This is a genomic window from Arthrobacter sp. QXT-31 (assembly GCF_001969265.1).
Lineage (GTDB): Bacteria > Actinomycetota > Actinomycetes > Actinomycetales > Micrococcaceae > Arthrobacter.
Window position 1 is genome coordinate 2005350 of sequence record NZ_CP019304.1, and the last position, 25326, is coordinate 2030675.

At 66.4% G+C, this 25326-nt stretch carries 21 protein-coding genes and 1 pseudogene; 9 read left to right on the top strand and 13 right to left on the bottom strand.

Translation table 11 applies throughout. The annotated features are described in order from the left end of the window. Nucleotides 1-114 precede the first annotated feature (114 nt). Nucleotides 115-1107 carry a Gfo/Idh/MocA family protein gene (locus tag BWQ92_RS09100; RefSeq protein WP_076799231.1) on the top strand — a complete coding sequence of 331 codons (993 nt, stop codon included), beginning with the start codon at nucleotides 115-117 and terminating at the stop codon, nucleotides 1105-1107. A gap of 27 nt (nucleotides 1108-1134) precedes the next feature. On the opposite strand, the gene BWQ92_RS24475 is transcribed toward BWQ92_RS09100, so the two are convergent. The 5 genes from BWQ92_RS24475 to BWQ92_RS09125 form a co-directional block, all read right to left on the bottom strand. Beyond that, entirely contained in the window at nucleotides 1135-1386 is a 252-nt protein-coding gene (locus BWQ92_RS24475) for an aldehyde dehydrogenase family protein (RefSeq protein WP_257787665.1), read from the bottom strand. Between the two features lie 3 nt (nucleotides 1387-1389). Continuing rightward, nucleotides 1390-2283 carry a universal stress protein gene (locus tag BWQ92_RS09110; protein WP_076799232.1) on the bottom strand — a complete coding sequence of 298 codons (894 nt, stop codon included), beginning with the start codon at nucleotides 2281-2283 and terminating at the stop codon, nucleotides 1390-1392. Further along, the gene (locus BWQ92_RS09115; RefSeq protein ID WP_172804267.1) at nucleotides 2276-2779 is read right to left on the bottom strand and encodes a universal stress protein; all 504 of its coding nucleotides are present in this window, start codon (nucleotides 2777-2779) and stop codon (nucleotides 2276-2278) included. Before BWQ92_RS09115 ends, BWQ92_RS09110 begins: the two co-directional genes overlap by 8 nt. Before the next feature lie 10 nt (nucleotides 2780-2789). Beyond that, nucleotides 2790-3251, bottom strand: coding sequence for a pyridoxamine 5'-phosphate oxidase family protein (locus tag BWQ92_RS09120; protein ID WP_076799234.1), 462 nt, complete (start codon nucleotides 3249-3251; stop codon nucleotides 2790-2792). Nucleotides 3252-3314: 63 nt separating this feature from the next. Then, nucleotides 3315-3521 carry a hypothetical protein gene (locus BWQ92_RS09125; RefSeq protein ID WP_076799235.1) on the bottom strand — a complete coding sequence of 69 codons (207 nt, stop codon included), beginning with the start codon at nucleotides 3519-3521 and terminating at the stop codon, nucleotides 3315-3317. 171 nt (nucleotides 3522-3692) lie between these two features. On the opposite strand from BWQ92_RS09125, the gene BWQ92_RS09130 reads away from it, so the two are divergent. From BWQ92_RS09130 to mmsB, 4 genes are all read left to right on the top strand, one after another. Next, nucleotides 3693-4490 (top strand): 5'-nucleotidase, lipoprotein e(P4) family, encoded by a 798-nt coding sequence (locus tag BWQ92_RS09130; RefSeq protein WP_216639977.1) that lies wholly within the window; start codon nucleotides 3693-3695, stop codon nucleotides 4488-4490. A 313-nt stretch (nucleotides 4491-4803) separates the two neighbouring features. Then, nucleotides 4804-5928, top strand: a complete 1125-nt coding sequence (chvE, locus tag BWQ92_RS09135; protein WP_172804268.1) for a multiple monosaccharide ABC transporter substrate-binding protein — start codon at nucleotides 4804-4806, stop codon at nucleotides 5926-5928. Between the two features lie 98 nt (nucleotides 5929-6026). Continuing rightward, nucleotides 6027-7556, top strand: a complete 1530-nt coding sequence (gene mmsA / locus BWQ92_RS09140; protein WP_076799237.1) for a multiple monosaccharide ABC transporter ATP-binding protein — start codon at nucleotides 6027-6029, stop codon at nucleotides 7554-7556. 6 nt (nucleotides 7557-7562) lie between these two features. Then, nucleotides 7563-8861 (top strand): multiple monosaccharide ABC transporter permease, encoded by a 1299-nt coding sequence (mmsB, locus tag BWQ92_RS09145; RefSeq protein WP_076799238.1) that lies wholly within the window; start codon nucleotides 7563-7565, stop codon nucleotides 8859-8861. 103 nt (nucleotides 8862-8964) lie between these two features. Here the strand turns inward: mmsB and BWQ92_RS09150 are convergent, their stop codons facing one another. The 6 genes from BWQ92_RS09150 to BWQ92_RS09175 form a co-directional block, all read right to left on the bottom strand. Beyond that, nucleotides 8965-9945 (bottom strand): LacI family DNA-binding transcriptional regulator, encoded by a 981-nt coding sequence (locus tag BWQ92_RS09150; RefSeq protein ID WP_076799239.1) that lies wholly within the window; start codon nucleotides 9943-9945, stop codon nucleotides 8965-8967. A 49-nt stretch (nucleotides 9946-9994) separates the two neighbouring features. Further along, nucleotides 9995-10891: an aldose 1-epimerase family protein gene (locus BWQ92_RS09155; protein WP_076799240.1), complete on the bottom strand. Its 897-nt coding sequence runs from the start codon at nucleotides 10889-10891 to the stop codon at nucleotides 9995-9997. A gap of 14 nt (nucleotides 10892-10905) precedes the next feature. Further along, nucleotides 10906-12426, bottom strand: coding sequence for an L-arabinose isomerase (gene araA, locus BWQ92_RS09160; protein ID WP_076799241.1), 1521 nt, complete (start codon nucleotides 12424-12426; stop codon nucleotides 10906-10908). 39 nt (nucleotides 12427-12465) lie between these two features. Continuing rightward, on the bottom strand, nucleotides 12466-13176 hold the full coding sequence (locus tag BWQ92_RS09165; RefSeq protein ID WP_076799242.1) for an L-ribulose-5-phosphate 4-epimerase: 711 nt from the start codon (nucleotides 13174-13176) through the stop codon (nucleotides 12466-12468). After that, a complete protein-coding gene (araB, locus tag BWQ92_RS09170; RefSeq protein WP_076799243.1) occupies nucleotides 13173-14927 on the bottom strand; it encodes a ribulokinase in 1755 nt (584 codons plus the stop codon). The genes BWQ92_RS09165 and araB overlap by 4 nt, the downstream gene beginning before the upstream one ends. Nucleotides 14928-15036: 109 nt before the next feature. Beyond that, nucleotides 15037-16047 (bottom strand): LacI family DNA-binding transcriptional regulator, encoded by a 1011-nt coding sequence (locus BWQ92_RS09175; protein ID WP_076799244.1) that lies wholly within the window; start codon nucleotides 16045-16047, stop codon nucleotides 15037-15039. A 98-nt stretch (nucleotides 16048-16145) separates the two neighbouring features. Between BWQ92_RS09175 and BWQ92_RS09180 the strand changes: the two genes are divergently transcribed. The 4 genes from BWQ92_RS09180 to BWQ92_RS09195 all read left to right on the top strand — a co-directional run bounded on the left by BWQ92_RS09180 (nucleotide 16146) and on the right by BWQ92_RS09195 (nucleotide 22683). After that, the gene (locus tag BWQ92_RS09180; RefSeq protein WP_076799245.1) at nucleotides 16146-17759 is read left to right on the top strand and encodes an FG-GAP-like repeat-containing protein; all 1614 of its coding nucleotides are present in this window, start codon (nucleotides 16146-16148) and stop codon (nucleotides 17757-17759) included. A gap of 137 nt (nucleotides 17760-17896) precedes the next feature. Beyond that, nucleotides 17897-20104 carry a multicopper oxidase family protein gene (locus BWQ92_RS09185; RefSeq protein ID WP_076799246.1) on the top strand — a complete coding sequence of 736 codons (2208 nt, stop codon included), beginning with the start codon at nucleotides 17897-17899 and terminating at the stop codon, nucleotides 20102-20104. Continuing rightward, the gene (locus tag BWQ92_RS09190; protein WP_076799247.1) at nucleotides 20101-21189 is read left to right on the top strand and encodes a hypothetical protein; all 1089 of its coding nucleotides are present in this window, start codon (nucleotides 20101-20103) and stop codon (nucleotides 21187-21189) included. Before BWQ92_RS09185 ends, BWQ92_RS09190 begins: the two co-directional genes overlap by 4 nt. Before the next feature lie 204 nt (nucleotides 21190-21393). Continuing rightward, nucleotides 21394-22683 carry an ammonium transporter gene (locus BWQ92_RS09195; protein ID WP_076799248.1) on the top strand — a complete coding sequence of 430 codons (1290 nt, stop codon included), beginning with the start codon at nucleotides 21394-21396 and terminating at the stop codon, nucleotides 22681-22683. Here the strand turns inward: BWQ92_RS09195 and BWQ92_RS24235 are convergent. Beyond that, the gene (locus BWQ92_RS24235; RefSeq protein ID WP_236783204.1) at nucleotides 22632-23153 is read right to left on the bottom strand and encodes a GNAT family N-acetyltransferase; all 522 of its coding nucleotides are present in this window, start codon (nucleotides 23151-23153) and stop codon (nucleotides 22632-22634) included. The genes BWQ92_RS09195 and BWQ92_RS24235 overlap by 52 nt on opposite strands. A gap of 30 nt (nucleotides 23154-23183) precedes the next feature. After that, nucleotides 23184-25097 (bottom strand): annotated as a pseudogene (locus BWQ92_RS09200) (FAD/NAD(P)-binding protein); the annotation flags it as partial. Between the last annotated feature and the right edge of the window lie 229 nt (nucleotides 25098-25326).

The window sequence follows — 25326 nt, forward strand, 5'->3', positions numbered from 1 at the left end:
CGGTCCCCTGTTGACGACCGGCCAGTGTCCGGTGAAACGCTGGAGGGTGGCCCGGATGCAGGAGTTGCAGAACACAGCCAACAGGCGGGGCAGGTTGGAGAGAAGGAGAGTTGAATGAGCGAGAAATTGCGTTGGGGCATTCTGGGCAGCGCCCGCATTGTCCGCAAGACAATTCCGGCGTTGCAGGAAACAAAAAACGGTGAGGTTGTAGGCATTGCTTCGCGAACCGAGGAGAAGGCCCGGGAGTACGCCGGCAAGCACGGCATCCCGCAGGCTTTTGGCTCCTATGAGGCACTGCTCGCCTCCCCGGACATCGACGCCGTCTACATTCCGCTGCCGAACACACTGCACCTTGAGTGGATCCTGAAATCTCTGGACGCAGGCAAGCACGTCCTCTGCGAAAAACCTCTGGCGATGAGCGCCGCCGAGGTCGAGCAGATAGCCCGCAAGGCCGAGCAGACCGGCCTCAAGGTCCTGGAAGGCTTCATGTACCGCTTTCACCCCCGTTTCGAGAAGCTCCAGGAGCTGCTCGCTGCCGGCGCGGTGGGAAAACTGACATTTGTCCACGTCGCCCACTCCTTCGACGCGGGCGACGGGGACAACATCCGGTGGTACAGCAGTCTTGGCGGCGGGGCACTTTTCGATACGGGGTGCTACTGCGTCAACGTAAGCCGGATGGTCACGGGCCAGGAGCCGGCCGAGTCCGCCGCCTTCGGCAACTACCGCGACGCCAATGACGGAGGCCAGATCGACACCAGCATTGCGGGCATGCTGCGCTTTCCCGGCGGCGCAACCGTGCTTTTTGATACCGGAGTAAACCTTGAGCGCCGCAACTTTCTGGAGCTGACGGGCACTGAGGGCCGCCTCTACCTCGACAATCCTTTTGGGCTCCTGGAGGAGGATTCAGTCCTGGAGGAGCACCATTTCGGCCAGAACACCGTATTTCACCAGGTCAAGGGCGAAAACCACTTCGTACGGATGGGCGAACACTTCGCCGACAGCGTCCTCAACGGCACTCCGCTCCGCTACGGTCTCGCGGACGCGGCGAACAATGCACGGGTGCTGGAAGAGCTCGACAGGGCGGCGCGGAAACAGGCTGGCACCTAAAGCTACGGCGGACCGCCCCGGTAGCTCTTAAAGCCCCCAGGGCATCTCGTTGGCCAGGACCAGGTGGGAGTCGACCCACACGGTACCCGCATCCAGCCGGGAGGCGACGTCGTGGCCGAGCTGCGGGTTGAGGGTCCAGGCCGACGCTGCCAGGCCGTACGGCACCTCGTTGGCCCGGGCCATGGCTTCTTCTTCGTCGCCGGACCTCCTGGATCCTATGACGATGGCGCTCGGTCTCGGCGTGGCGCTCCTCTCGACCGCTGCCCAGGAGCCGCACACGACTTACCGCTGAGCACTGTTGTCAGTTTCCGCCGGACCGCCCCTGGTAGTGCTACGGCGGGAGATGAGTACGGGCCCGTGGGCGTGGTGCAGGACGGCATGCGCGGTCGATCCTATGGTGCCCCTGATGAGTCCCTGACCTTTGGTTCCCACCACTGTTATTCCGGCGCCTTTGGAGGCGTTGAGGATCGCACGCGGGATTGAAGTGTCTGTGAGTACCCTTCCTTCGACGGCGATGGCTGGCGCGAGGGCGCGTGCAGCCTCGATGGCGGTGTTGACGACTTCGTATGCTGCAGCTTCGGCGTCCACTGGATCACGGAGTTGCCGGTACCCGGCTGGCGTGTGCCTGACGTGGATGATGGTGAGGCTGCTCTGGCTTGTGCTGGCCATGGTGCAGGCGTCTTCAAGAGCTGCGGAAGAACCGGTCCCGTTCACAGCCACAACGACTGGTCCTTTGGGGTGATCGTCGGAACGGATCACGGCCACGGGACAGGCTGCTGTGGCAGCCATCTCCAAGGAGACGGAGCCGATCAGCAATCCCATGAACCCGCCGATGCCGCGGCTGCCCACAACGAGCAGGTCTTTACCTGCGGAGATTTTCACCAGATGTTCGGCGGGCCATCCGTAAACAAGTTTGGTTTCTATGTCCAGCTCAGGTTCACCGTGGCGGGCATGAGAAAGTCCCTCTTCAAGCGTTATTTGGGCGGAACGCTCCAGTCCGCTGTCGGCCACTCCGGGCACCGGGCCGAGCTTGTCCGTTAGCAGCGGCCACAGTGAGCAATGGACCAGAAGGAGCTGGCAATGACGCGCCGACGCTTGCCGTGCCGCCCATCGGACTGCTTGGGCCGCTTCGACTGAGCCGTCATACCCGACGACGACGGTTCTGGAATCATTCACGGCGCGTCTCCTTGTTGGCCGGTTGTACGGGGGCAGCCGCCGCTGCAGGCATGAGCGCGGCGGGAAGTTCGGTTCCGTGGGCGATCAGGACCGGGCATTTCGCTTGCTGGGCGGCCAGCGTACTGACCGAACCCATGAGCAGCTCCTTCATGTGGCCGTGATCGCTGCTGCCAAGGATCAGCAGCTGCGCGGTCAGGGACTCATCCATGAGGACTTTGGCGGGGGCGCCACGGCGGATCACCTGGTTCACTGGCGCTGGTGCGGTGGTTCCATATGCCCGTTCCACCGCAAGGGAGCAGGTGCGTTCCGCCGCACGGTCGGGGTTGGGCGCGGCAGGCGCCATCAGGGGGAACGGGACATCGAAGTCCCACGCGATCACAGCCCTGATCTCTGCGTTCATCAACGGTGCGATCACGCCCGCCCAGCGCAGGGCGAGGATTGAAGCCTTACTGCCGTCCACTCCGACGACAATACTGGGCATTGGTTCTGCATTCATGACCCGTCCTTCAGTTGCCGGGTCGGGGCTCCCTTGCCGGCCACCACCGCTTGGAATCATCGACGACGAAACTGCGGCCCGTGACCTCTGTGGGCGAAATACGGAACACGTAGTCCTTCTGGCCCGGCTCCCAGGGCGAGAGTGCCTGCTCCGCCGTCGCCTGACCCGGATCGTTCTCCCCGACGGGTTCCGGCCGGCCCTTCACCACCACACTCCAGGCGATGGTGCCGTAGGAATTGAGCCCATCTGCCTCAAGGACAACCACATTGCCCTCGAGCAGCGCATTCATCTTGGTTCCGGCCCCCGTCCGGAAAATCAGCGTGCCATCCTCCGGCAAATAATTGACAGGAAAAATCTCCGGCCCTGCGCCGCCGGTAAAGGCCAAGCGGCCGACCGATGAGGACCGCAGGTGCCTCCAGCACTCATGGACACTCAAAACCTCTGACCTCGGGGATTCCTCCACGTTGCTCATGGGCAGAGCATACCTAGCCCGCAGGGTGCTGCAGTAGAGGAACGGAAATAAGGTTGTCAGCTGTTATTCGGAACTGTCCGCGGTATCAGCCTCGGGCGACAACGGCAGCCCCATGAATTCATAAAGCTCCCGCCATGCGTTATCCAAACGCATCTCGGCCAGGACGATTTCTTCTTTGCCGGCATCATCACCGCGCTGCCGCAATTCATAGAGATCGTTGTACAACTCGTCAACTTGGTTCAAGCGCCTCTTGAATTCCATGTCAGCCATCGCAAAAGACTAATCCAACAGCAGTGAATGGGACAGGGTTCACATCCAAACCCTTATCTTGACGGGCCGACAGAGGTATTGAACGCTTGTTCAACCTCCACTACTGTCCTCCGTATGTGCTTGATCAAGTCCTGCACTGAACAAGTCATGCACCGAACAAGGAGGTTCACATTGAAGAGATCCACGAGCATTGCCTGCACGAGTATCGCCATCGTGTCCATGCTGGCCGCGCCCGGCTGCGCCGCCACCGACCAGGCCGGCGCGGCGCCGGCGGAGAGCCCTAACCCCGGGAACTGCGCGGTACAGGAGCACGCCATGGGTTTGCGCTGGCAGCAGCAAAGCGCGGAGGCACAGGCACTGCAGTCCCAGACCTACCGGATCGCAGGCGAGAACCTTGAGGAGAAGATCAAGCAAGCCAAATCCGAAAACCTCGCGATTATCACCGATCTGGACGAGACCGCAATCGACAACACCGAACTGCTGGCCCGCGATGTGGCCGCCTGCCACGACTACAGCACCTGGGACACCTGGGACCAGTGGGAGCTGAAGGGGTCACCGTCCGCGATCCCGGGCGCCGTCGAGTTCTTCCAAAAGGCCGATGAGCTGGGCGTCTCGATCTACTACCTCTCCGACCGGACCGAGGAGAACCTCGATGCCACCATCGCCTCGCTGAAGCGCCTGGACTTCCCCCAAGTATCGAAGGACCAGGTGATTCTGTTGGGCCCGTCGAAGGAGGAGCGGCGCACCAAGATTCAAGAGAAACACAAGGTCGTCATGCAACTGGGCGACACGCTGCATGACTTCGCCGGGCACTACGCTAAAGCCGATCTAGGCCAGCAGCGGCAGCTCGTCGAAAAAGACTCTGGGCACTTCGGCGATGACTGGTTCATCCTCCCCAACCCCACCTACGGCTCCTGGGAGGATGCCGAGCTCGACGAGTGGGACGCTGAGCTGGAAGTTAATCCCTGATCGGAGCGCGGGTACCAGCGCCAGAGCGTGGTACCCGCGCTGCCGGATATCCGCACAAAGACCACCGAACTGTCACCAATCTGTGTCTTGCTTCACAGCATCGGCAACGATAATATTGTCCATAATTGTTAGCGCTAACAGAAATGTTGGGGCAAGCCGGACTTAGAACTCCGGCGATGACAGCCTCCGGTGCCGCTCCTGTGGAACGGCCTCGGTACGCCGGACACAAATGGCCGGCCTCGGCGGAAAGTACATACGCTTTCCGCTCAAGCACCGATTCGTGGCCCTCCCGGGCCGCGGAAGGAGAATAAACGTGAGAATCAAAAAGCTCCTGGGCGCCGTCGCCGTCGTCCTGGCCGTTACGGTGGGGGCCACCGGCTGCGGAAGCCGTCCCGGCGCCGCGTCCAGCACCAGCAGCGCCGACGCTGCCGGCGCCCTGGTGGGGATCTCCATGCCGACGCAGACGTCGGAACGGTGGATCGCCGACGGCAAGAACGTCTCGGAGTCCCTGGCCAAGCTCGGCTACAAGACGGACCTGCAGTACGCCAATGACGACATCCCCACGCAGGTTTCCCAGATCGAGAACATGCTGACCAAGGGGGCGAAGTCCCTGATCATCGCCGCGATCGACGGCACCACGCTGACCGATGTCCTGGCCAAAGCCAAGGAGCAGAACGTCAAGGTCATCGCCTATGACCGGCTGATCAACGGCACCCCGAACGTGGATTTCTACACCACCTTCGACAACTATGAGGTGGGCGTCCAGCAGGCCACGTCCCTGCTGACCGGCCTCGGCCTGGTGGATGCGTCCGGCAAGAAGGTCGAGGGCAAGGGCCCGTTCAACGTGGAGCTCTTTGCCGGCAGCCCGGACGACAACAACGCGAATTTCTTCTGGACCGGCGCCATGGACACCCTGAAGCCGTACCTGGATGCCGGCACCCTGAAGGTCCCCAGCGGCCAGACCAAGTTTGAGCAGGCAGCCATCCTCCGCTGGCAGGCCGCCACCGCCCAGAAGCGGATGGAGGACATCCTCACCGCCGCCTACGGTTCGGGCAAAAAGCTCGACGGCGTGCTGTCACCCTATGACGGCCTCTCCATCGGCATCATCTCGGCGCTGACCAGCACCGGCGGCTACTCCAAGGGCGCGCTGCCGGTGGTCACCGGCCAGGATGCGGAAAAGGGCTCGGTGAAGTCCATCGTCGCGGGCGAGCAGTACTCCACGATCTTCAAGGACACCCGCAAGCTCGGCGAGCAGGCCGTGAAGATGGTGGACGCTGTCCTGAAGGGCCAGGAGCCAGAGACCAATGACACCGAAACCTACAACAACAAGGTCAAGGTGGTTCCCGCCTTCCTGCTGAAGTCCGTAATCGTCACCAAAGACAACTACAAGCAGGAACTGATCGACTCCGGTTACTACACCGACGCCGACATCAAGTAATCCGGCAGCACGACGGCGGGGCGCCTGCACGCGGGCGCCCCGCCCCCTTAAAACCGCCCCAATAAGACAGATCAGAACAGATCAGCGGGAATTGACCAATGAACGTACCCATTCTTCAGATGCGCGGGATCACCAAGACCTTCCCCGGCGTCAAAGCCCTCCAGGATGTCACCCTGGATGTGAACCGCGGTGAGGTCCACGCGATCTGCGGCGAAAACGGGGCAGGCAAGTCCACCCTGATGAAGGTGCTCTCCGGCGTCTACGCCCACAACACCTTCGAGGGGGACATCCTCTTCGAGAACGAGCCGTGCGACTTCGCGTCCATCAGCGACAGCGAAAAGCGCGGCATCGTAATCATCCACCAGGAGCTGGCCCTGAGCCCGTACCTGTCCATCGCAGAGAACATCTTCCTGGGCAACGAAATGGCTTCCCGCGGCTGGGTTGACTGGCGCAAAACCAACCTGGAGGCAGCCAAGCTGCTGGCCAGGGTGGGTCTGGATGAAAACCCCGTCACGCCCATCCAGCACATCAGCGTCGGCAAGCAGCAGCTCGTCGAAATCGCCAAGGCCCTGTCCAAGGAAGTGAAACTGCTGATCCTGGACGAACCCACCGCGGCCCTGAACGATGAGGACTCAGACCACCTGCTGGACCTGATCCTGCACCTTAAGGGCCAGGGCGTCACCAGCATCATCATCAGCCATAAACTCAACGAAATCCGCAAGGTGGCGGACGCCGTCACCATCATCCGCGATGGAAGGTCCATCGAGACCCTGCGCGTGGACCAGGGCCAGATCACCCAGGAACGCATCATCCGCGGCATGGTGGGCCGCGACCTGGACAGCCTCTACCCCGAGCGTGAACCGCAGATCGGCGAGGAAGTCCTGCGCATCGAGGACTGGACGGTCCAGCACCCGCAGGACCACACCCGCACCGTGGTCCACAATGCCAGCCTCAACGTCCGCAAGGGCGAAGTGGTGGGGCTCGCCGGACTCATGGGAGCCGGCCGCACCGAACTGGCTATGAGCGTCTTCGGCCGCACCTACGGCCGGGCGGTCTCCGGAAAGGTGTTCAAGTACGGCAAGGAAATCAACACCTCCACCGTTCCCGAGGCCATCCGCAATGGCATCGCCTACGCCACCGAGGACCGCAAGCACTACGGCCTGAACCTCATCGAGGACATCAAGCGGAACATCTCCATGGCTGCCCTGCCCAAGCTCGCCAAGCGCGGCTGGGTGGACAAGAACAAGGAAACCACGGTGGCCAACAGCTACCGGAAGAGCATGAACATCAAGGCCCCCTCCGTCGCGGCCATCACCGGTAAACTCTCCGGCGGCAACCAGCAGAAGGTGGTCCTGAGCAAATGGATGTTCTCGGACCCCGACGTGCTGATTCTGGACGAGCCCACCCGCGGCATCGACGTCGGCGCCAAGTTCGAGATCTATACGATCATCGCCGAGCTCGCCGCGCAGGGAAAGGCCGTCATCGTGATCTCCTCAGAGCTGCCCGAACTCCTGGGCATCTGCGACCGGATCTACACCCTGTCCGCCGGCCACGTCACCGGTGAAGTCCCCATCGCCGAGGCCTCCCAGGAGACCCTCATGCACTACATGACCCAAGAGAAGGAATAACGAACCATGTCCGCCTTACGCGAATCCCTCGGCTTCCTTGCAAGCCGCCTCCGCCAGGTCGGCATCTTCGTCGCCCTGATCCTGATCGTCCTGCTGTTCCAGGTCCTCACCGACGGAATCCTGCTGCAGCCACAGAACGTCACCAACCTCGTCGTCCAGAACAGCTATATCCTCATCCTGGCCATCGGCATGGTCATGGTCATCATCGCCGGCCACATTGACCTCTCCGTCGGCTCCATTGCCGGGTTCATCGGCGCCGTCGCCGGCGTGATGATCGTGCACTGGGGCTGGGCCTGGTGGGCGGCCATCCCGGCCTGCCTCCTGGTCGGGGCGCTCGTCGGCGCGTGGCAGGGGTACTGGATCGCGTACGTCGGCATCCCCGCGTTCATCGTCACCCTGGCGGGCATGCTCATCTTCCGCGGCCTGACCCTGATCACTCTCAAGAACCAGCAGATCACCCCGTTCCCGGACGAGCTCCGCGCCCTGGGCGGCGGTTTCCTGCCCGACATCTCCGGCGGTACGTCGGTGCTTGAATGGCTCACCGTGATCCTCGGCGTCGGCGGCACCGCAGCCCTGCTGTTCCAGGCCATCAAGGAACGCCGCATCCGCCGGAAGTTCAACCTCGAGAACGAACCCATGGCCTGGTTCGCCACCAAGACCGCCTTCATCGCCCTGCTGATGCTCGTCATCACGTTCCTCCTGGCCAGCTACCGCGGCACCCCGATCGTGCTGATCGTCCTCGCCGGCCTGGTCATCGCCTACTCCGCGCTGATGAACAACAGCATCTTCGGCCGCCACACCTACGCCATCGGCGGCAACCTGCACGCCGCCGAGCTCTCCGGCATCAAGACCAAGGCCGTGACCTTCAGGCTCTTCGTGAACATGGGCGTCCTCGCCGCGCTGGCCGGCCTGATCTTCACGGCCCGGCTGAACTCCGCCCAGCCCGCGGGCGGCACCGGCTTCGAACTGGACTCTATCGCCGCCGCGTTCATCGGCGGAGCAGCGGTCCAGGGCGGCATCGGCACCGTGGCCGGGGCGATGATCGGCGGCCTCATCATGGGCGTCCTCAACAACGGCATGTCCATCCTGGGCCTCGGCACCGACTACCAGCAGCTGATCAAGGGCCTGGTGCTCCTGCTCGCCGTCGGCTTCGACATCTTCAACAAGAACCGCGCCGGCGGCGGATCCTCCATCGCCAAGCGCTTCAAACTGAAGACCACACCGCCCGCCGCCGAGGAGACCAGGGCAGCGGCCGAAACGCCGGCACCGGTGGGCGCCAGCGCCCGGGAATCGAGCAACGCCTAGGCGGCAGCACAGTTAAAGTACGACGACGGTCCCGCACCTTTGCGAAAAGGTGCGGGACCGTCGTCGTACTGGCTGCGAAGAACTACCGGGGCGCCAGCCAGATCTACCTGGGCGCCGCCGTCGAGCCCCGCACCACGAGCCTTGGGTTGAGGACCGATGCCGCGCCCGAGGGGCCGTTTTCCAGATCGGACAGGAGCATGCTGATGCAGCGGGCGCCGAGCTCAGTGAAGCCCTGGTTCACGGTGGTCAGGGGCGGGACGAAATATCCGGCCTCCGGCTGGTCGTCGAAGCCCACCACGCTGATGTCCTCCGGGACGCGCAGCCCGGCCTCCCTGAAAGCGCGCAGCGCGCCCAGGGCCATCTGGTCATTAGCCGCAAAGACGGCCGTCATGTTCGGGACGGCGGACAGTTCCAGCCCGGCACGGTAGCCGCTCCCGGCGCTCCAGTCCCCCGGAATCAGCACGCCTTCCGGCAGGCCGGCCTGCTCAAGGGCACGGCGCCAGCCCTCGGTCCGGGCCGCGGCGTCCATCCAGTCCTGCGGACCTGAGATGTGGGCGATTGCGATGTGGCCAAGGTTCACGAGGTGCTGCACGGCGAGGGCTGCGCCGGCACGCTGGTTCACGGCCGCGACCGTCAGGCGTTCATCCGCCCCGAAGCCCACGGCCACCAGCGGGACGGACACGGTGATGGCGCGCAGCGAGGCAAGCATGGTTTCGTGCGGAACGATCACCACGATCCCGTCCACGGACTGCAGCAGGAAGTGCTCGAGGGCAGCGCGGATGGCGGCAGGTGTCACCTCGCTGAGGCTGGCCATGCTGACGGCATAGCCCTCGTTCCGGGCAGCGTGCTGGACGCCAAGAAGCGTGTTGGCGGGGCCGTAGTGTGCGGTGCCGGCGGCCAGGACCCCGATGGCCTGGGAGCGCCGGGTGACCAGGCTGCGGGCCGCGGTGTTGCGGCGGTAGCCCAGCTCGGCGATGGCACGTTCCACGCGCTTACGGGTCCGGGCGCTGACATTTGGGTGCATATTCAGCACCCGCGACACCGTCTGATGGGACACGCCAGCGAGGCGCGCCACGTCCTCCATGACGGGAGGACGTGGCGCGGGGCTGGCTGTCAATGTGTTGGATTGGCTGTCACGTGGCGAAAATTCTCCAGGATGCCGAGTGCATGGCTCCCGGCTCCAGCCGGATGAGGTCCACGCCGCTGTTGAAGGCGTCCGGCGGGCAGGTCATCGGCTCCACGGCCAAGCCCAGCCGGTTCGGGAACGGGGGCTGTTTGTCCGCCGTGTGGATCTGCAGCCATTGGCAGGTCCGGTCCCAGGCCATTCCGACGCCGGTGCCGCCGGGATCCCGGACCAGCACGCGGGCCTGCCCGCCGCCGTCGAACGCTATGTCCGTGAAGGCGTGGTCGATCTCCGTGCCGCCGATGGCGCGCGGCGCCCGGAAATCAAATTCGTGGCCGTCGACGCTGCGCATTTCCTTCGGCAGCAGGCGGTCCGGGGTGACCTCAAGGAACGTTCCGGCCGGGATTTCGAGGACCCACTCATTGAGAGGAGACGGGCCCGCCACGAGGTACGGGTGCGGGCAGACCCCGTACGGCGCCGCGGTACCGCCGAGATTCTCCGCCGTGACTGCGCTGTGCAGGCCGTCCTCCGCCAGCCGGTATTCGACGGCGACGCGCAGCTCGTGCGGGTAGCCCGCCGTCGGCTCCGGGGAGCAGGACAGCGTCACGGAGGATTCATCAAGCGACTCGAGCGTCCAGTCCAGCGGAAACACCAGGCCGTGCAATGCACAGCCGCGGTCGGTCTCGTTGACGGGAACCTCGTACTCGGCGCCGTCGAACGTGTACCGGCCGTCGGCGATCCGGTTGGGCCAGGGCGCAGCGACGATGCCCCGATAGTCAGGGATGGGGCCGCCCTCCGGGAACGGCACGATGAGGTCCCGTTCCCGGTGGCGCAGCTCCCGCAGGGCACCCGCGTGCGCCGCGATGGTGGCGGTGTACTCCCCCGCCCGGATTTTGTATTCAGTCACAGCCCTATTCTGGGTCACAGCCTGCCGGCCAGCCGGTAGTAGGCGGCATTCCAGGCGAGTTCCTTCTTGAACTGCTTGATGGTGGTTCCTTCGTCGATGGTGAGCAGTTCGGTCTGGGCGATCTCGGCGAAGTCCTCGAACACATCCACGCCGACCTGGGTGGAGAGGACGGTGTGGTGCGCGGCGCCGGCGGTCAGCCAGGCGGCGGCGGAGGTGGCGAAGTCAGGCTTCGGCTCCCAGAGGGCGCGGGCCACCGGAAGGTTGGGCAGCGGCTCGTCGAGGTCGACGACGTCCACGGCGTTCGCCACGAGGCGGAACCGGTCGCGCATGTCGGACAGCGCGACGACCACGCCGGGACCGGCGTCGGTGTCGAACACCATGCGGACCGGGTCCTCCTTGCCGCCGATGCCCAGCGGGTGGATCTCGACCCGCGGCTTCTTCGCGGTCAGCGAGGGGCAGACCTCCAGCATGTGTGCGCCCAGGATCTTCTCCTGGCCCGGCGCGAGGTGGTAGGTGTAGTCCTCCATGAGCGAGGCGCCGCCGGGCAGTCCGGCCCCCATCACCTTGGCGGCGCGGATCAGGATGGCCGTCTTCCAGTCGCCCTCGGCGCCGAAGCCGTAGCCGTCGGCCATGAGCCGCTGCACGGCCATGCCCGGCAGCTGCCGCAGCTCGCCGAGGTCCTCGAAGGAAGTGGTGAAGGCGGCGGATCCATTGGCTTCGAGGAAGCTGCGCAGGCCCAGTTCGATCCGGGCGCTGTAGCGGAGGGAGTCGTGGCGGGCTCCGCCCGCTTTGAGTTCCGGTGCCACGTCGTAGAGCCGCTCGTACTCGGCCACCAAGGTGTCGACGTCGGACTCTTCTGCGCTGTGGACGGCGTCGGCGAGTTCGTTGACGGACCAGGTGTTGACCGAGACGCCGAAGCGGAGCTCGGCCTCGGTCTTGTCGCCTTCGGTGACGGCGACGTTGCGCATGTTGTCGCCGAAGCGGGTCAGCTTCAGGTTCCGGACGGCGGCCCAGCCGGCGGCGGCGCGCTGCCAGACGCCCACCTGGCGGGCCACCTCCGGGTTGGAGACGTGGCCCACCACCGTCTTGCGCGGTACGCCCAGCCGCGACTGGATGTAACCGAACTCGCGGTCGCCGTGCGCGGCCTGGTTCAGGTTCATGAAGTCGAAGTCGATGTCCGCCCAGGGCAGGTCCACGTTGGCCTGGGTGTGCAGGTGCAGGAGCGGTTTACGGAGCAGGTCCAGGCCCTGGATCCACATCTTGGCCGGGGAGAAGGTGTGCATCCACGCCGTCACACCGATCACCGAGTCGTCCGAGTTGGCCTCCAGCGCGGTGCGGCGGATCGCGTCGGAGTCCGTCAGCACGGGCTTCCAGACCAGCCTGACCGGGACCTCGGAAGACTCGTTAAGGGCCGCCGCGATCTCCTGGGACTGGGCGGCCACCTGCTTCAGGACGTCCTCGCCGTAGAGGTGCTGGCTGCCGGTGAGGAACCAGACCTCGTAGTGCTCGAGGGAAGTGCTGTTGGCGTTGGACATGGTGTCTCCTTGGAAAGGCTTAGGTGTAAGGGTCCGGACCTAGCGTCCGTAAACGTTCTGGTAGCGGTCGTAGAGCGACTCGATCTTGGCCGGGTCGATGGCCAGCGGTTCGCCGAGCTGGCGGGAGACGTGGACCGTGCGGGCCACTTCCTCGCACATCACGGCGGCCTTGACCGCGGAACGGGCGTCCTTGCCGATGGTGAACGGCCCGTGGTTCTGCATCAGCACGGCGGGCGAGTTGGAGCCCCGCAGGGTCTCCACGATGCCGCGGCCGATCGAGTCGTCGCCGATCAGCGCGAACGGGCCCACCGGGATGGGGCCGCCGAACTCGTCGCCCATCATCGTCAGCACGCACGGGATCTCCTCGCCCCGGGCGGCCCAGGCCGTGGCGTAGGTGGAGTGGGTGTGGACCACGCCGCCGACGTCGGGCATGTTCCGGTACACGTAGGCGTGCGCAGCGGTGTCCGACGACGGCGTGAGGTCCGGGTTCTCCCACTGGGCCGGAACGCCGCTGGCGTCCGCGCTCAGGCTGCTGACCGGTGTCCCGTAGAGGTCCGTGACCACCATCGCCTCGGGAGTCAGGGCATCGTAGGAGACGCCCGAGGGCTTGATGACCATGAGGTCATAGCCGGGGATCCGGCCGGACACGTTCCCGGCAGTCCACACCACGAGGTCGTAGCGGGTCAGCTCGGCATGCAGGTCGCAGACCTCGCGGCGGACACGGGCAATGGATTCCAGCAGAGCGCTCATGCCGAAACCTCCTCGGCAGTCAGGGGTTCAACATGCAGGGATTCGGCGGGCAGTGACTGGGTACTGCTGCGCTGGATGGCCTTGAGCCGGTGCATGACCTCGTTGGTTCCCCTGCCGAAGTAGTCGTGCAGGGTGCGGTATTCGCGGAACAGCGCATCGTAGGCTGCCACGTTTTCGGGGATGGGTGTGTAGACGGCGCCGGGTGCGGCGCCCATCGCCTCGGAGGCGGCCCTGACATCGGCGTACTTTCCGGCGGCGACGGCGGCGTGGATGGCTGATCCAAGGGCTGGACCCTGTGCGGAGCCGATGGTGGAAAGCTGCAGGCCGGTCACATCCGAGTAGATCTGCATGAGGAGCCGGTTCTTCAGCAGGCCGCCGGCCACGATGAACTCCTTCACCGGCACGCCGGAGTCCCGGAAGGCCTCGACGATGGTGCGGGTGCCGAAGGCCGTGGCTTCGAGGAGCGCCCGGTAGATGTCCTCCGGCCGGGTGGCCAGCGTCTGGCCGACCACGATGCCGGAAAGCTCGTGGTCCACCAGCACGGAGCGGTTTCCCGAATGCCAGTCGAGCGCGATGAGGCCGTGCTGGCCGATCGCCTGCCCGGATGCCAGCTCCGTCAGGTATTCGTGGATGCCCTTCCCCGCCTCGGCAGCGGCCTGGTGGTATTCCGGCGGAACGCCGTACTTGGTGAACCAGCCGAAGATGTCTCCCACGCCGGACTGGCCGGCCTCATAGCCCCAGAGCCCCGCCATGATCCCGCCGTCCACCACGCCGCACATGCCCGGCACTTCACGGAGCTCGGCCCCGTTCATGACGTGGCAGGTGGAGGTGCCCATGATGGCCACGAGCTGGCCGGGTTCCACCGCCTTGGCCGCGGGGGCGGTGACGTGCGCGTCCACGTTGCCGACGGCGACAGCGATTCCCTCCGGCAGCCCTGTCCAGGCCGCGGCCTCGGGGGTCAGGTAGCCGGCGGCGTCGCCGAGGCGGCCGATGGCGTGGTCGAGCTTAGCGCTAACAAAATCCTTGAACTGCGGGTTCAGCGCGGCGAGGAAATCATCGGACGGGTAGCGCCCGTCCTGGTAGATGCCCTTGTATCCGGCGGTGCAGGCGTTGCGGACGTAGTTGCCGCAGAGCTGCCAGACGATCCAGTCGGCGGCTTCCACCCAGTGGTCCATTTCGGCGTAGGCCCCGGGGTCCTCCTCCAGCAGCTGCAGCCCCTTAGCGAACTCCCACTCAGAGGAGATCAGCCCGCCGTACCGCGGCAGCCAGGATTCGCCCAGCTCAGCGGCCAGCGCGTTGATGCGATCGGCCTGGCCCTGCGCGGCGTGGTGGCGCCACAGCTTCACATACGCGTGGGGGCGGTTCGCGAAACCCGGCACCTCGTTCAGCGGGGTCCCGTCCGCCTTGACGGGCACCATGGTGCAAGCCGTGAAGTCCGTCGCGATTCCGACGACGGCGGCAGGGTCGATTCCGGCGTCAGCGATGGCCGCGGGAACAGCGTGCCGGAGCACGTCACGGTAGTCGTTGGGCACCTGGAGCGCCCACTCCCCTGGAAGCCGGGCGGCTGTTCCGCCCGCTGCGCCGGCCACGTCCGCCGGAAGTGCCTCCGTGATGACCGCGTGGGGGTAGTCGAACACGCCGCTGCCAAGTTCCCTGCCGTCCCGGACCCGCACAACCACGGCCCGGCCGGACAGGGTGCCGTAGTCCACCCCGATGACATAGTTTTCGCTGCCGTCTGCTGTGACGTCCATGAATCCTCCAGATCAACCGCCCGCCTGATGCATCGGGCTGAAACTATTGTGAGCGCTAACAACTTTGCCCGTCAAGTGCTGGCGGTCACTGATTTGGGGACGTGCGCGGTCAGGCGGGTGCGGACGTGCTGCGCCGCACCACGAGCTCGGGCTCCACCACGGTGGTGCTCACCGTGTCACCGTTCGCGATGGCGTTCAGCATCAGGTCCATGCAGCGCCTGCCCAGCTCCTCGAAGTCCTGGCGCACGGTGGTAAGCGGCGGGGTGAAGTAGCCCGACTCCGGCTGGTCATCGAAGCCCACCACGGAGACGTCCTCGGGAACCCTGACGCCGGCCTCGTTGAAGGCCCGGAGCAGGCCCAGGGACATCTGGTCGTTGCCCACGAACAGTGCGGTGGCGGCCCGCTCGGCGGCAAGCTTCCGGCCGATCTCATAGCCGCTGCCCGCGCTCCAGTCCCCCTCGACCACCAGGCTGTCGTCCAGTCCCGCCGAGCGCAGCGCAGCACTCCAGCCCTCGGCGCGCGCCACCGCATCGATCCAGTCCTGCGGGCCGGCTATGTGCCCGATCCGCCGGTGCCCCTGTTCGATCAGGTGCCCGACGGCGAGCTCGGCTCCCCGCTTCTGGTCCACCATGGCACCGCTTACCGCCTCACTGCCCAGGGAACCCACAGCCACCACGGGAACGCCCGGGTTCAGCTCGGCCAGGGCCAGGAGTGTCTCCGAATGCGGCACGATCACCACGATGCCATCCACGGACTGGTCGAGGAAGTGCCGGATGGCGTCGAAGATCGCTTCCCGGTTCACCGAGCGGAGGGCTGCGATGCTGACGAAGTAGCCGGCGTCGCGCGCGGCCTGCTCAACCCCCAGCAGCGTGTTGGCGGGACCGTACTGCGACAGCTCGCTGCCGAGCACTCCGATGGTCTGCGACTTGCGGGTGACCAGGCTCCGGGCTGCGGTGTTGCGGCGGTAGCCCAGCTCGGCAATGGCGGCCTCCACGCGCTCGCGCGTGGCCTTGCTGACATTGGGGTGGTTGTTGATCACCCGGGAGACGGTCTGGTGCGAGACTCCCGCGCGTTCCGCCACATCCTCAAGCCGGGGCATCCGGCCGCTGCTTTTTGCCATGGGGTAATTGTGCGTGACCCGCAGCCATCTGCACGAATGGACCCGGCGCCAACCGACGCGGCCGGACGTAAACTGATGGGAGCAAAGGAGCGCTGGCGATGGACGGCAAAGTTCATCATTCGGGGGGCGGATCATCCGCACGGCACATGCTGACGGGCCTGCTGCTTCTGCTCGCTCTTTTCGCCGGCTATCTGACAGGGGCAGCCCCGGCACGCGCTGTATCGCTCAACGGCCACGATATCTCCTGGCCCCAATGCCCGACGGCGGTGGGCGGCTTTGGCCTGCCGCTGCCGCCGGCGTCGTCCCAGTTCGTGATTATCGGACTGACGAAGGGGTTGCCCTTCACCGAGAACCCGTGCCTGGCCAGCCAGGTTGCATGGGCGGCCAACAACCGCAAGCCGGCGCAGGCGTACACCATGGCCGCCTTCCCTACCGCCGCGCAGCTCACCACCTACCGGGCCCAAGGGCCGTGGTCCGCAGCCACCCGGGCGGGGCAGCTGTCCAATGTCGGCTATGCGGAAGCCAAGTTCGCCGCGGCGAGCCTGGCGCGGGTCGGGTTCGCACCGCGCGTGGTGTGGATCGACGTCGAGCCCCGCCCCGCCCAGCCGTGGCCAACCGCGAGCGCGGCCCAGCAGCGCGAAAACCGGTACATCATCGAGGGCCTGATGCGCGGGCTGCGCGATTCCGGCTACTCGTACGGCCTGTACTCGTTCGCTTCGGGCTGGGCCAGCATCACCGGTTCCTGGCGGCTCTCCGGCGTCCCGGTATGGGCCACCGCCGGCCGGCTGGATTTCCCCGGCGAAGCCCAGAACCTTTGCCGCACGGCCAGCTTCTCCGGTGGCCGCGTGTACATTTCCCAGTGGTACGACGACGTCCGCGACTACGACCTGACCTGCGACCCCTACGCCTTCACTCCCCTGCCCGTTCCGGCATCCACCCTGTCCCGCTCGACGGCCGACTTCAACGGCGACTGGAACACCGACATCCTGGCCCGCGTAACGGCGACCGCCGAGCTGCGGCTGTACCCGGGGAACGGCCGCGGAGGCAGGCTGCCAGGCGTGCGCATCGGCACCGGCTGGAACGGGTTCAGCGCCCTTGAAACGCCCGGCGACTTCAACGGCGACGGCCCCCAGGACGTCTTCGCCCGGGAGTCCGCCACCGGCCAGCTGTGGATGTACCGCGGCAACGGCACCGGCGGGTTCCTCCCCCGGATCCGGATCGGCACCGGCTGGAACAGCTTCAGCGCAATCATCGGCCCCGGTGATTTCAGCGGCGACCAGCGCGTGGACATCCTCGCCCGCGAGTCTGCCACCGGCGTCCTCTGGCTCTACCGCGGCAACGGCACCGGCGGGTTCCTGCCGCGGGTCCGCGTCGGTTCCGGCTGGAACGCCTTCAACGCCCTGGTGGGACCGGCCGACATGAACGGCGACGGGGCCGCCGATGTGCTGGCGCGGGAGGCGGCCACCGGCGTCCTGTGGCTTTACCGCGGCAGCGGCACGGGCGGGTGGCTCCCCCGCATCCGGGTGGGCGCGGGCTGGAACGCGATGACCGCCGTCGTAAGCTCCGGTGACTTCAACGGCGACCGCAACCCGGACCTGCTGGCACGGGACACCGCCGGTGTCCTGTGGCTTTACCCCGGGCTCGGGACGGGGCAGTTCGCCTCCCGGGTGCGCATCAGTGCCGGCTGGAACGGGCTCGCCCCGCTCTTCTAGCCCGGTTTCGCCCCTTGCCACCATCTCAATGAGGGGGCGTGCGCCTAAAACACCCAACGTTTTTCCAAGCCACCGCCCCCACTGTAGTTGCGCGGGGCAACAACAAGAGCAGACCGCCCCGAAGGAGGCGAAGACCCATGCCAGAACAATCGGGAAGCAGGAACAACGTGTCCCGCCGCACCCTGTTGCGGCTCGGCGCGGCCGGAGGTGCCGGCGCGGCCGTCGTCGCCGCCGAGGGCTGGGCCGGTCCGCTGCTCGCGCAGAAGGGACTCCTTTCGCCCGACGGCGCGTTCGCCGCCTCGTCCACCGCCCTGGGCGACCTGCTGTTCTACATCGAGGCATTCCCCACGAGCCCGCTGATCCTGTCGCCGTTCAAGGACCAGTTGCCCGTCCCCAGGGCCCTGGCCCCGGTGCCGGCCGTAGGTGACGGCATCACCAAGGGCTACACCGAGTGGAATGATCCTCCGGGCCCGGGGCAGGGACAGCAGAGTTCCTTCAAGAATGAGCAGCACCAGATCTGGCCTTCCAAGCTGAACTACCCGGACCCGCTTGTCTACAAAATCGACCTGCTCCTGCGGCAGCATGCGTTCACCACCTCGCAGGTCCTGCCGATCGACGCGAACGGCAGGCCCACGATCTCGTTCGACGAGAAGCGCAAGACGTACCCGGCCGGCACCAGGCGCACGCTGCCGCTCAGCACGATCTACGGGTTCAACGGCACCTTTCCCGGCCCGATGATCAACGCCGAGTACGGCAAGCCCGTCCTGGTGCGGTTGGAGAACCGCCTCGACGAGAACCCGCTGAACCTGGACCGCCAGGACTTCGGCTCGCCGGACTGGTCCTTCCTGACCCACCTGCATAACGGCCACACCGCACCGGAAAGCGACGGCAACCCGCACTACTCCATGGTGAACGGCCCCAAGTACGAGGGGTACCTGCCAAAGACCTTCTGCGACAACCTGTACCTGAACTGGCCCGCCGGGAACGATGACCGTGAAAAGCAAAGCTTCTTCTGGTTCCACGACCACCGGATGGACCACACCGGCTCGAACGTCTACAAGGGCATGGTGGGCCTGTACCCGATCTACGATCCCAAGAACGGCCTGGACATGGGCAACGAGCGCCAGGGCCTGCGGCTGCCAGGGGTCCGGAAGGACAACCCGGACGGGTCCTTCGACGTGGACTACGACATCCCGCTGGCGATCTTCGACTGCCGGCTCGACGACGGCGTCACCATGCACCAGGACATCCACGACGTGCAGAAGGAGTTCCCGGACGCCAAGAATCCGGCCAAGCACCCGGAGTGGTGGGGCAAGACCTTCTACAAGCACTTTCCCAACCACGGGTTCGTGGGCGACATCTTCACGGTGAACGGCACGGCCTTCCCGGTGCTGGAGGTGAAGCGGCGCAAGTACCGCTTCCGGTTCCTGGACGCCTCAGTGGCGCGCATCTACGAGTTCAAGCTGATGAGCTCCACGAAGGGCCCCAGGACGTCGGCGTCACTGGGCTACAAGGGTGATGAGCTCGAGGGGCAGTACCGCATCCCGGACGCGCAGCAGTGCATGCAGTTCACCCAGATCGCGTCCGACGGCGGGTTGCTGCCGTTCCCGATCGAGCGCGATTCCTTTGAGCTGTGGCCCGCCAAGAGACGCGAAGTGGTGGTCGACTTCAGCCGTTACCAGGACGGCACCCCCACCACTAAAGGTGACGTCATCTACCTCACCAACGTGATGAAGATGCCCAACGGGCGGATGTGGTCCAACTCGTCCCGCTTCTCTCCGGACCCGAACTACAAGGTGCCGGTCCTGAAGATCGTGATCGGCGACGACGCCCCCGACAACAGCCAGATCCCGGTGAAGATGCGCGACCTGCCGCCGCTGCCGGGCAACTGGCAGACCCTGCTGGACAACCGGCTGATCTTCGAGGTTGAGCGCGGCTCGGGCGGCGGCGAAACGGAATGGCTCATCAACGGCAAGCCCTTCGTGCCGGACACGGTGGCGACAAGTTTGAAGAACCGGGCCGGCCGCTCCCCTCTGGCGCAGCAGCGGAAGGGCAGTTTCAACCTCTGGGAGATCCGCAACGGCGGCGGCGGCTGGGTCCATCCCTTCCACCTGCACATGGAGGAGCACCGCACCGTCATGCGGAACGGCCGGGACGTGACCAGGGGCGGCGACAAGGCCCATCCGGACGATGTCTCCCGTGAGGACCTGGTGGCCCTGGATCCCGGCGAGTCGGTGATCATCTACCGCGGCTTCCGGGACTTCGTGGGCCCGTATGTGGCCCACTGCCACAACCTTGCCCACGAGGACCACGCCATGATGTTCGGCTGGGAGATCACGCCATGACGGCGGTCCCGTGGCGAACGGTCATCCCGCTGGCGGCGATGATGGCCTACGCCGACGGGTTCTGGATCGTCTCACTCAGGGGCGCCGTGGGGGCCATCGAACGCACCCAGGAGCCCTTTGTGAGCTGGCTCCGGGAGTCAACCGCGCTGCTCCCGGTGTTTGTCCTGGCGGTCATCGCGGCCCTGACGCTGGCGCTGCGCTGGTTCGGGCCGGTGTTGTCGGGCAGGAAGGCCTTCTGCACGGCTGCGTTGCTGGTTGCCGCGGCCGGCACCCTGGCCGGAACGCTCACGCTGGCTGCAAGTGAAGCCTGGGACTACGCCCTGCAGCACGAGCTGATGGGCACCATGCACCATGCGGGCTCCGGACAGTCTGTGGAACAGCTAAACCAGGCGTCGCTGGGACTGCAGCTGGCCGCTCTGGGCTATGGCGCCGGCCTGCTCCTGGCCACCAACCTCGTGGTCACCGGCTGGACGGTGGCGATCCTGGGCGGGCGGCTGGACGTCAGCCGCCCGCCGAAGGCGGCCCCTCACCGCACCCGCCTTGCGCGGATCGCAGGCATGGACCTCAGGCAGACGCTGGCGGCGGTGGCACTGTTTGGCTGTGCTGCCATCCACCTCGCGGTCATCCCGGGCCACCTCGACCACTGGGTGGTCGCCAGTGCTTTCTTCCTCGCCCTGGCGCTGGCGGAGGTAGTGGGCGGCGTCCTGCTCCTCGGCCGGCCCGGCCGGAACGTCCTGGTTGCTGTCGCCGCCGCCTGCGTGGTTCCGCTCGCGCTGTGGCTGTGGTCCCGGACCTCGGGGCTGCCGGTCGGGCCCAACCCCGGCACGGCGGAACCCGTGGGCCTGGCTGACGTGGCCGCGGGACTCCTGGAACTTGGCACCCTGGTGATCGCCGTCGTCCTGTTTCGCAGCAGGCACCGGGGAACAGCCGGGACGGAGAGGCGGACAGCGGCGTCGGCCCACGTCCGTGCACTCGCAGTGGTGGGCGCCGTCGCCATCGGATCCCTGGGCGTAGCCGGTGCCGTTCCCGGGTGGCTTGGCGACGTTGGCACCCCGGGGAACACCACGCACGGCATCCCCCATTAGGGCTATTTCACTGCACAGCTGACACGGCGACGGCGGTCCTTTTCCGGGGGGTCGCCGTCGCCGTTGTGGCGAGAAATTCTGGTAACAGGCAATTTACATTCCTGAAACCTAAGGCTGTTTCCGGAGTCCTATGTTGTGGAGACTAACGGCATTCGTCAGGTCTCAGCAAAATGCCACCCACCGATTTTTTGAGTGGAGTTCGAAATGAACGCTGGAGATGTTGCCTGGATCCTCGCAAGTTCTGCACTGGTGTGCATGATGATTCCCGCCCTGGCCCTCTTCTATGGAGGCATGGTGGGTTCGCGCCGGATCCTGAACATGATGATGATGTGCTTCGGCGGGGCCAGCCTGGTGGCCGTGCTGTGGGCACTGTTCGGTTACTCGCTGGCCTTTGGCAATTCCGTGAACGGACTGGGCCTGATCGGGGACATCACGCAGTACGCGGGCCTGGAGCCAATGCTGAAGGACAATCCCGACGCCGCCCTGCCGGCGGCGCTGTTTACGGCCTTCCAGCTGTTTTTCGCGTGCGTCACCACCGCGCTGGTGGCCGGGGCGGCCGCCGGCCGGATGAAGTTTGGTGCCTGGATGGTGTTCGCAGGGGTGTGGGCCACACTGGTGTACTTCCCCATCGCCCACTGGGTCTTCGCGTTTAGCTCCGCGGACGGCTCGGTGGCGGGCGGCTGGATCGCCAGCGGTATTAAGGCCATCGACTTCGCCGGCGGAACCGCCGTGCACATGAACGCGGGCGCCGCCGCCCTCGCCCTCGCGCTGGTGCTCGGCCGCAGCTCCGGCTGGCCGAAGATGGAGCATACCAAGCCGCACAGCCGGCCCCTGGTGCTGGTGGGCGCCGGCCTGCTCTGGGTCGGCTGGTTCGGGTTCAACGCCGGATCCGCACTGACCGCGGGCCACTCGGCGTCGGTGGTGTTCCTCAACACGGCCGTGGCTGCAGCCGCCGGCCTGCTCGCCTGGGCACTCGTGGAACGGATCCGGCACGGCGCCACCACCAGCATGGGTGCGGCCTCAGGCCTCGTCTCCGCCCTCGTGGCCATCACCCCCGCCTGCGGCGCGGTCAGCCCGCTTGGCGCCGTGGCCATCGGCGCCATCGCCGGCGCTGTCTGCTCGCTGGCTATCGAGTGGAAGTTCCGCCTGGGCTTCGACGACTCACTCGACGTGGTGGGCGTGCACCTGGTGGGCGGCATCATCGGCACGCTCCTGATCGGCATCTTCGCCACCAGCAGCGCCCCGAACGGGGTCAGCGGCCTGCTGTACGGCGGCGGGCTGCAGCAGTTGGGCATCCAGTCACTCGCGACCGTTGCCGTGCTGGCCTACTCCTTCGGCCTGACCTGGGTGATCGCCAAGGTGGTTGACATGGCCATGGGCCTGCGCATCCACGAAGCCGACGAACTCCGCGGCATCGACATCGCGGCCCACTCCGAATTGGCCTACCTCACAGATGAGGACCCCGTAAACCTCGGTTCCTCACCCCGGACCTGAACCAGATCCTTCACGACCACCAGATCCTTCGTGAACGCCAGCGGCCCGATGGTCTCGGGGGCGGCGGCAAGGTCGAACTGCGCCGTGTACCCGGTGTTCAGGTACAGGTGCTTGGCCTCCGGCTGGCGCGGGCCCGTGGTGAGGTAGACGCTGCCGTACCCGCGCTCCGCTGCCAGCCGCTCCAGCTCCGCCAGCACCCGCCGGGCCAGGCCCCGCCGCCGGTGCGCCGAGTGCGTCCAGATCCGCTTGAACTCGGCGGTATCCGCGTCATACCGGCGGAAGGCCCCGCCGGCCACGGACTCGCCGTCCTCCTGGATGATCAGCAGGGCGCCGTGCGGCGCCTCGAATTCCTCGGCCGGGTACCTGTTCAGTTCCTCCGCTGCCCCGTCCCGGCCGAACAGGTCCCCGTAGCGGGAGTCGTATTCGACGGCGAGCTCATCCAGGAGCGGACGGACCCGCGGATCGTGCATGGGCACTTCGAGGACGGTGAGCGGAGAGCATGACACTGCTGTGAGGATCCTTCGGGCCAGGGCGTCGTTCTCCCGGAACGGCGCGGCGTTGGTGTTGGGCCGGGCGAACGCGCCCGCTCCCCAGCCGGAGGTGCCGGGGCCGATGCCGAACAGGCGGCTCCGCGGTTCTCCCCCACGGCCCACGATCCGGTGGCCCGAGGTGATCAGGAGCCTGCCGGTGGAGTGCGGGCCGTCGGACGTGAGCAGGTGCTGCTCGGCCCCCAGGCCGGTGCCGTGCAGCGAGCGCAGCAGCGGATTCGCGGAGCGCGCCACAGCGGGACCGGGAAGCCGGGCCTCGATGAAGGCCCTGGCCCGCACGCTCACCGGTGACTGCGCCGACCTCGCCACGAACTCGCCGGTGGCATCGTCTGCGGCAACCGCCAGTCCCGGTCCCAGGAACTGCAGCAGCCCGGCGCGGTGGAGGGCCAGCATTTCACGGAGGCGGCGGGGCGGCGGACCGGAATCCACGAAGCTGAAGAACCCGTGCCACCAACCGTGCACTTCCTCCTGCGAACGGGCGTTCAGCCGTTCGGGCGGGACGATCCTGCCCAACTCCATGTACACCTTCAGCAGGGCCATGAACAGCGCCAGCGTTTCGGGATGGTCGGGCCCTGTCCGCAGTTCGAGGTCATGCTCGATGTAGCCGGCCACCGCTGCCTGGACCTCATCGTGGCCGGCAAAGAGCTGCCCGCCGAACGGCTTGTCCAGCCGTTCCAGGTCCAGGTGCAGCGCCGGGTCCGGAACCGCCGCGGCAACCAGCTCCTGGCGGGCACTGCTGTACCAGTCCAGCGCGGCGAACCGCGCGGCAAAATCGTCCCAGCCCAGCGCCACCCGCTCCGGGCTGCCGGTGAACAATTCCCGGTAGTAGCCGTAGCCGGCGTCCTTTGCGATCAGGGGCCAGAGGTGGCTGCGGAAGTCCAGTTCGGCATGCTCCGCCAGTAGCGCGCCCACGGCGTCGGCCGTAAAGAACCTGGGCGCCGCCACCGGTTCGCCGCGCAGGGCCACGGAGATCTTGGAGTGGAACGGCACGCCCCGGCGCGACCCGGCCCACAGCCGGGGTTCGGCTCCGGACGGAAGGTAGCGCAGCCCGCCGTCGGACGTCTCCTCGAAACGGCCGCCGCGGCCTTCGGTGAGCAGCACCAGCAAATCCACAAACGCCAGCCCCATGCCGGCGATGATGACGTTCTGGCCGGCGGCGATCGGGGAATAGTCGACGTCGGTGGTGTAGCTGGGTGCCGCATGGAACCCGCCGTGTGTGGCCGCGAACGCGGACCAGGCGGCCGAGCGGGCATCCGGCTCGGCGTCGGTGTGCCCCAGCGCCGTGATCACGACGTCGGCGTGCAGGGCGGCGCCGCCGGCCAGCCGCACGCTGTACCCCCCGCCGTCGGAAATTCCAGCGTTGTCTGGTTCTGCGCTGATGGGTTCGACGTTGACGGCGGTGTCGCGGTGGACGGTGACACGGACGTCGCTGCCCAGGGCGCGGACAGCACGCCGGAAGAACCACTCCAGGTACTTGCTCTGCAGTTGCCGGGTAGGGAAGGTGGCGCCCGTCAGCGAGTGCAGCTGTTCCCTCAGGTGCGGCGGCAGGGCCGGCACGTCGGTGATGGATCCGTCCAGGATGCCGGCAGCCCAGGCCGCGAGCCCCGGGCCGTCGATGGCCGGCCCCTCGCAGACCACGGAGGAGTCGGTGAACATGGTGACGTCGGCCGCCGTGGAATTCAGCATCAGGCCGGGGTTCTGGTCGTAGCGCCAGATCCTGCCGGAACCCGGCTCGTGCGGCTCCACGATATGGATGTGCAGGGGACCTGCCGCCAATTCCGGCCTGTTGGCCGCGAGCCGTTCGAGGATGCCGGCCGTGCGCGGACCGCCGCCGATGAAGACCACGGATGGGTGCTGCGCTGGCATCGGAAACTCCTGGTTGTAAGGGGCCGGGAGCCCTCAATCTAGGGTCTGGAGAAACCCCCGGTCGAGGGCCCTGTCACGGCCGTTCACCCCGCGTCATTGGGCGTAAATGAGAGCAAGAAATCGTCTTGTGACGCCCCGCTAAGCGGCGTGAACGAATGCAACGGAGCGCTTTGCCGGACCTTCCGGGCCGACCTAGATTTGCAGCCAACTACCCCCGAAGACCACCCGG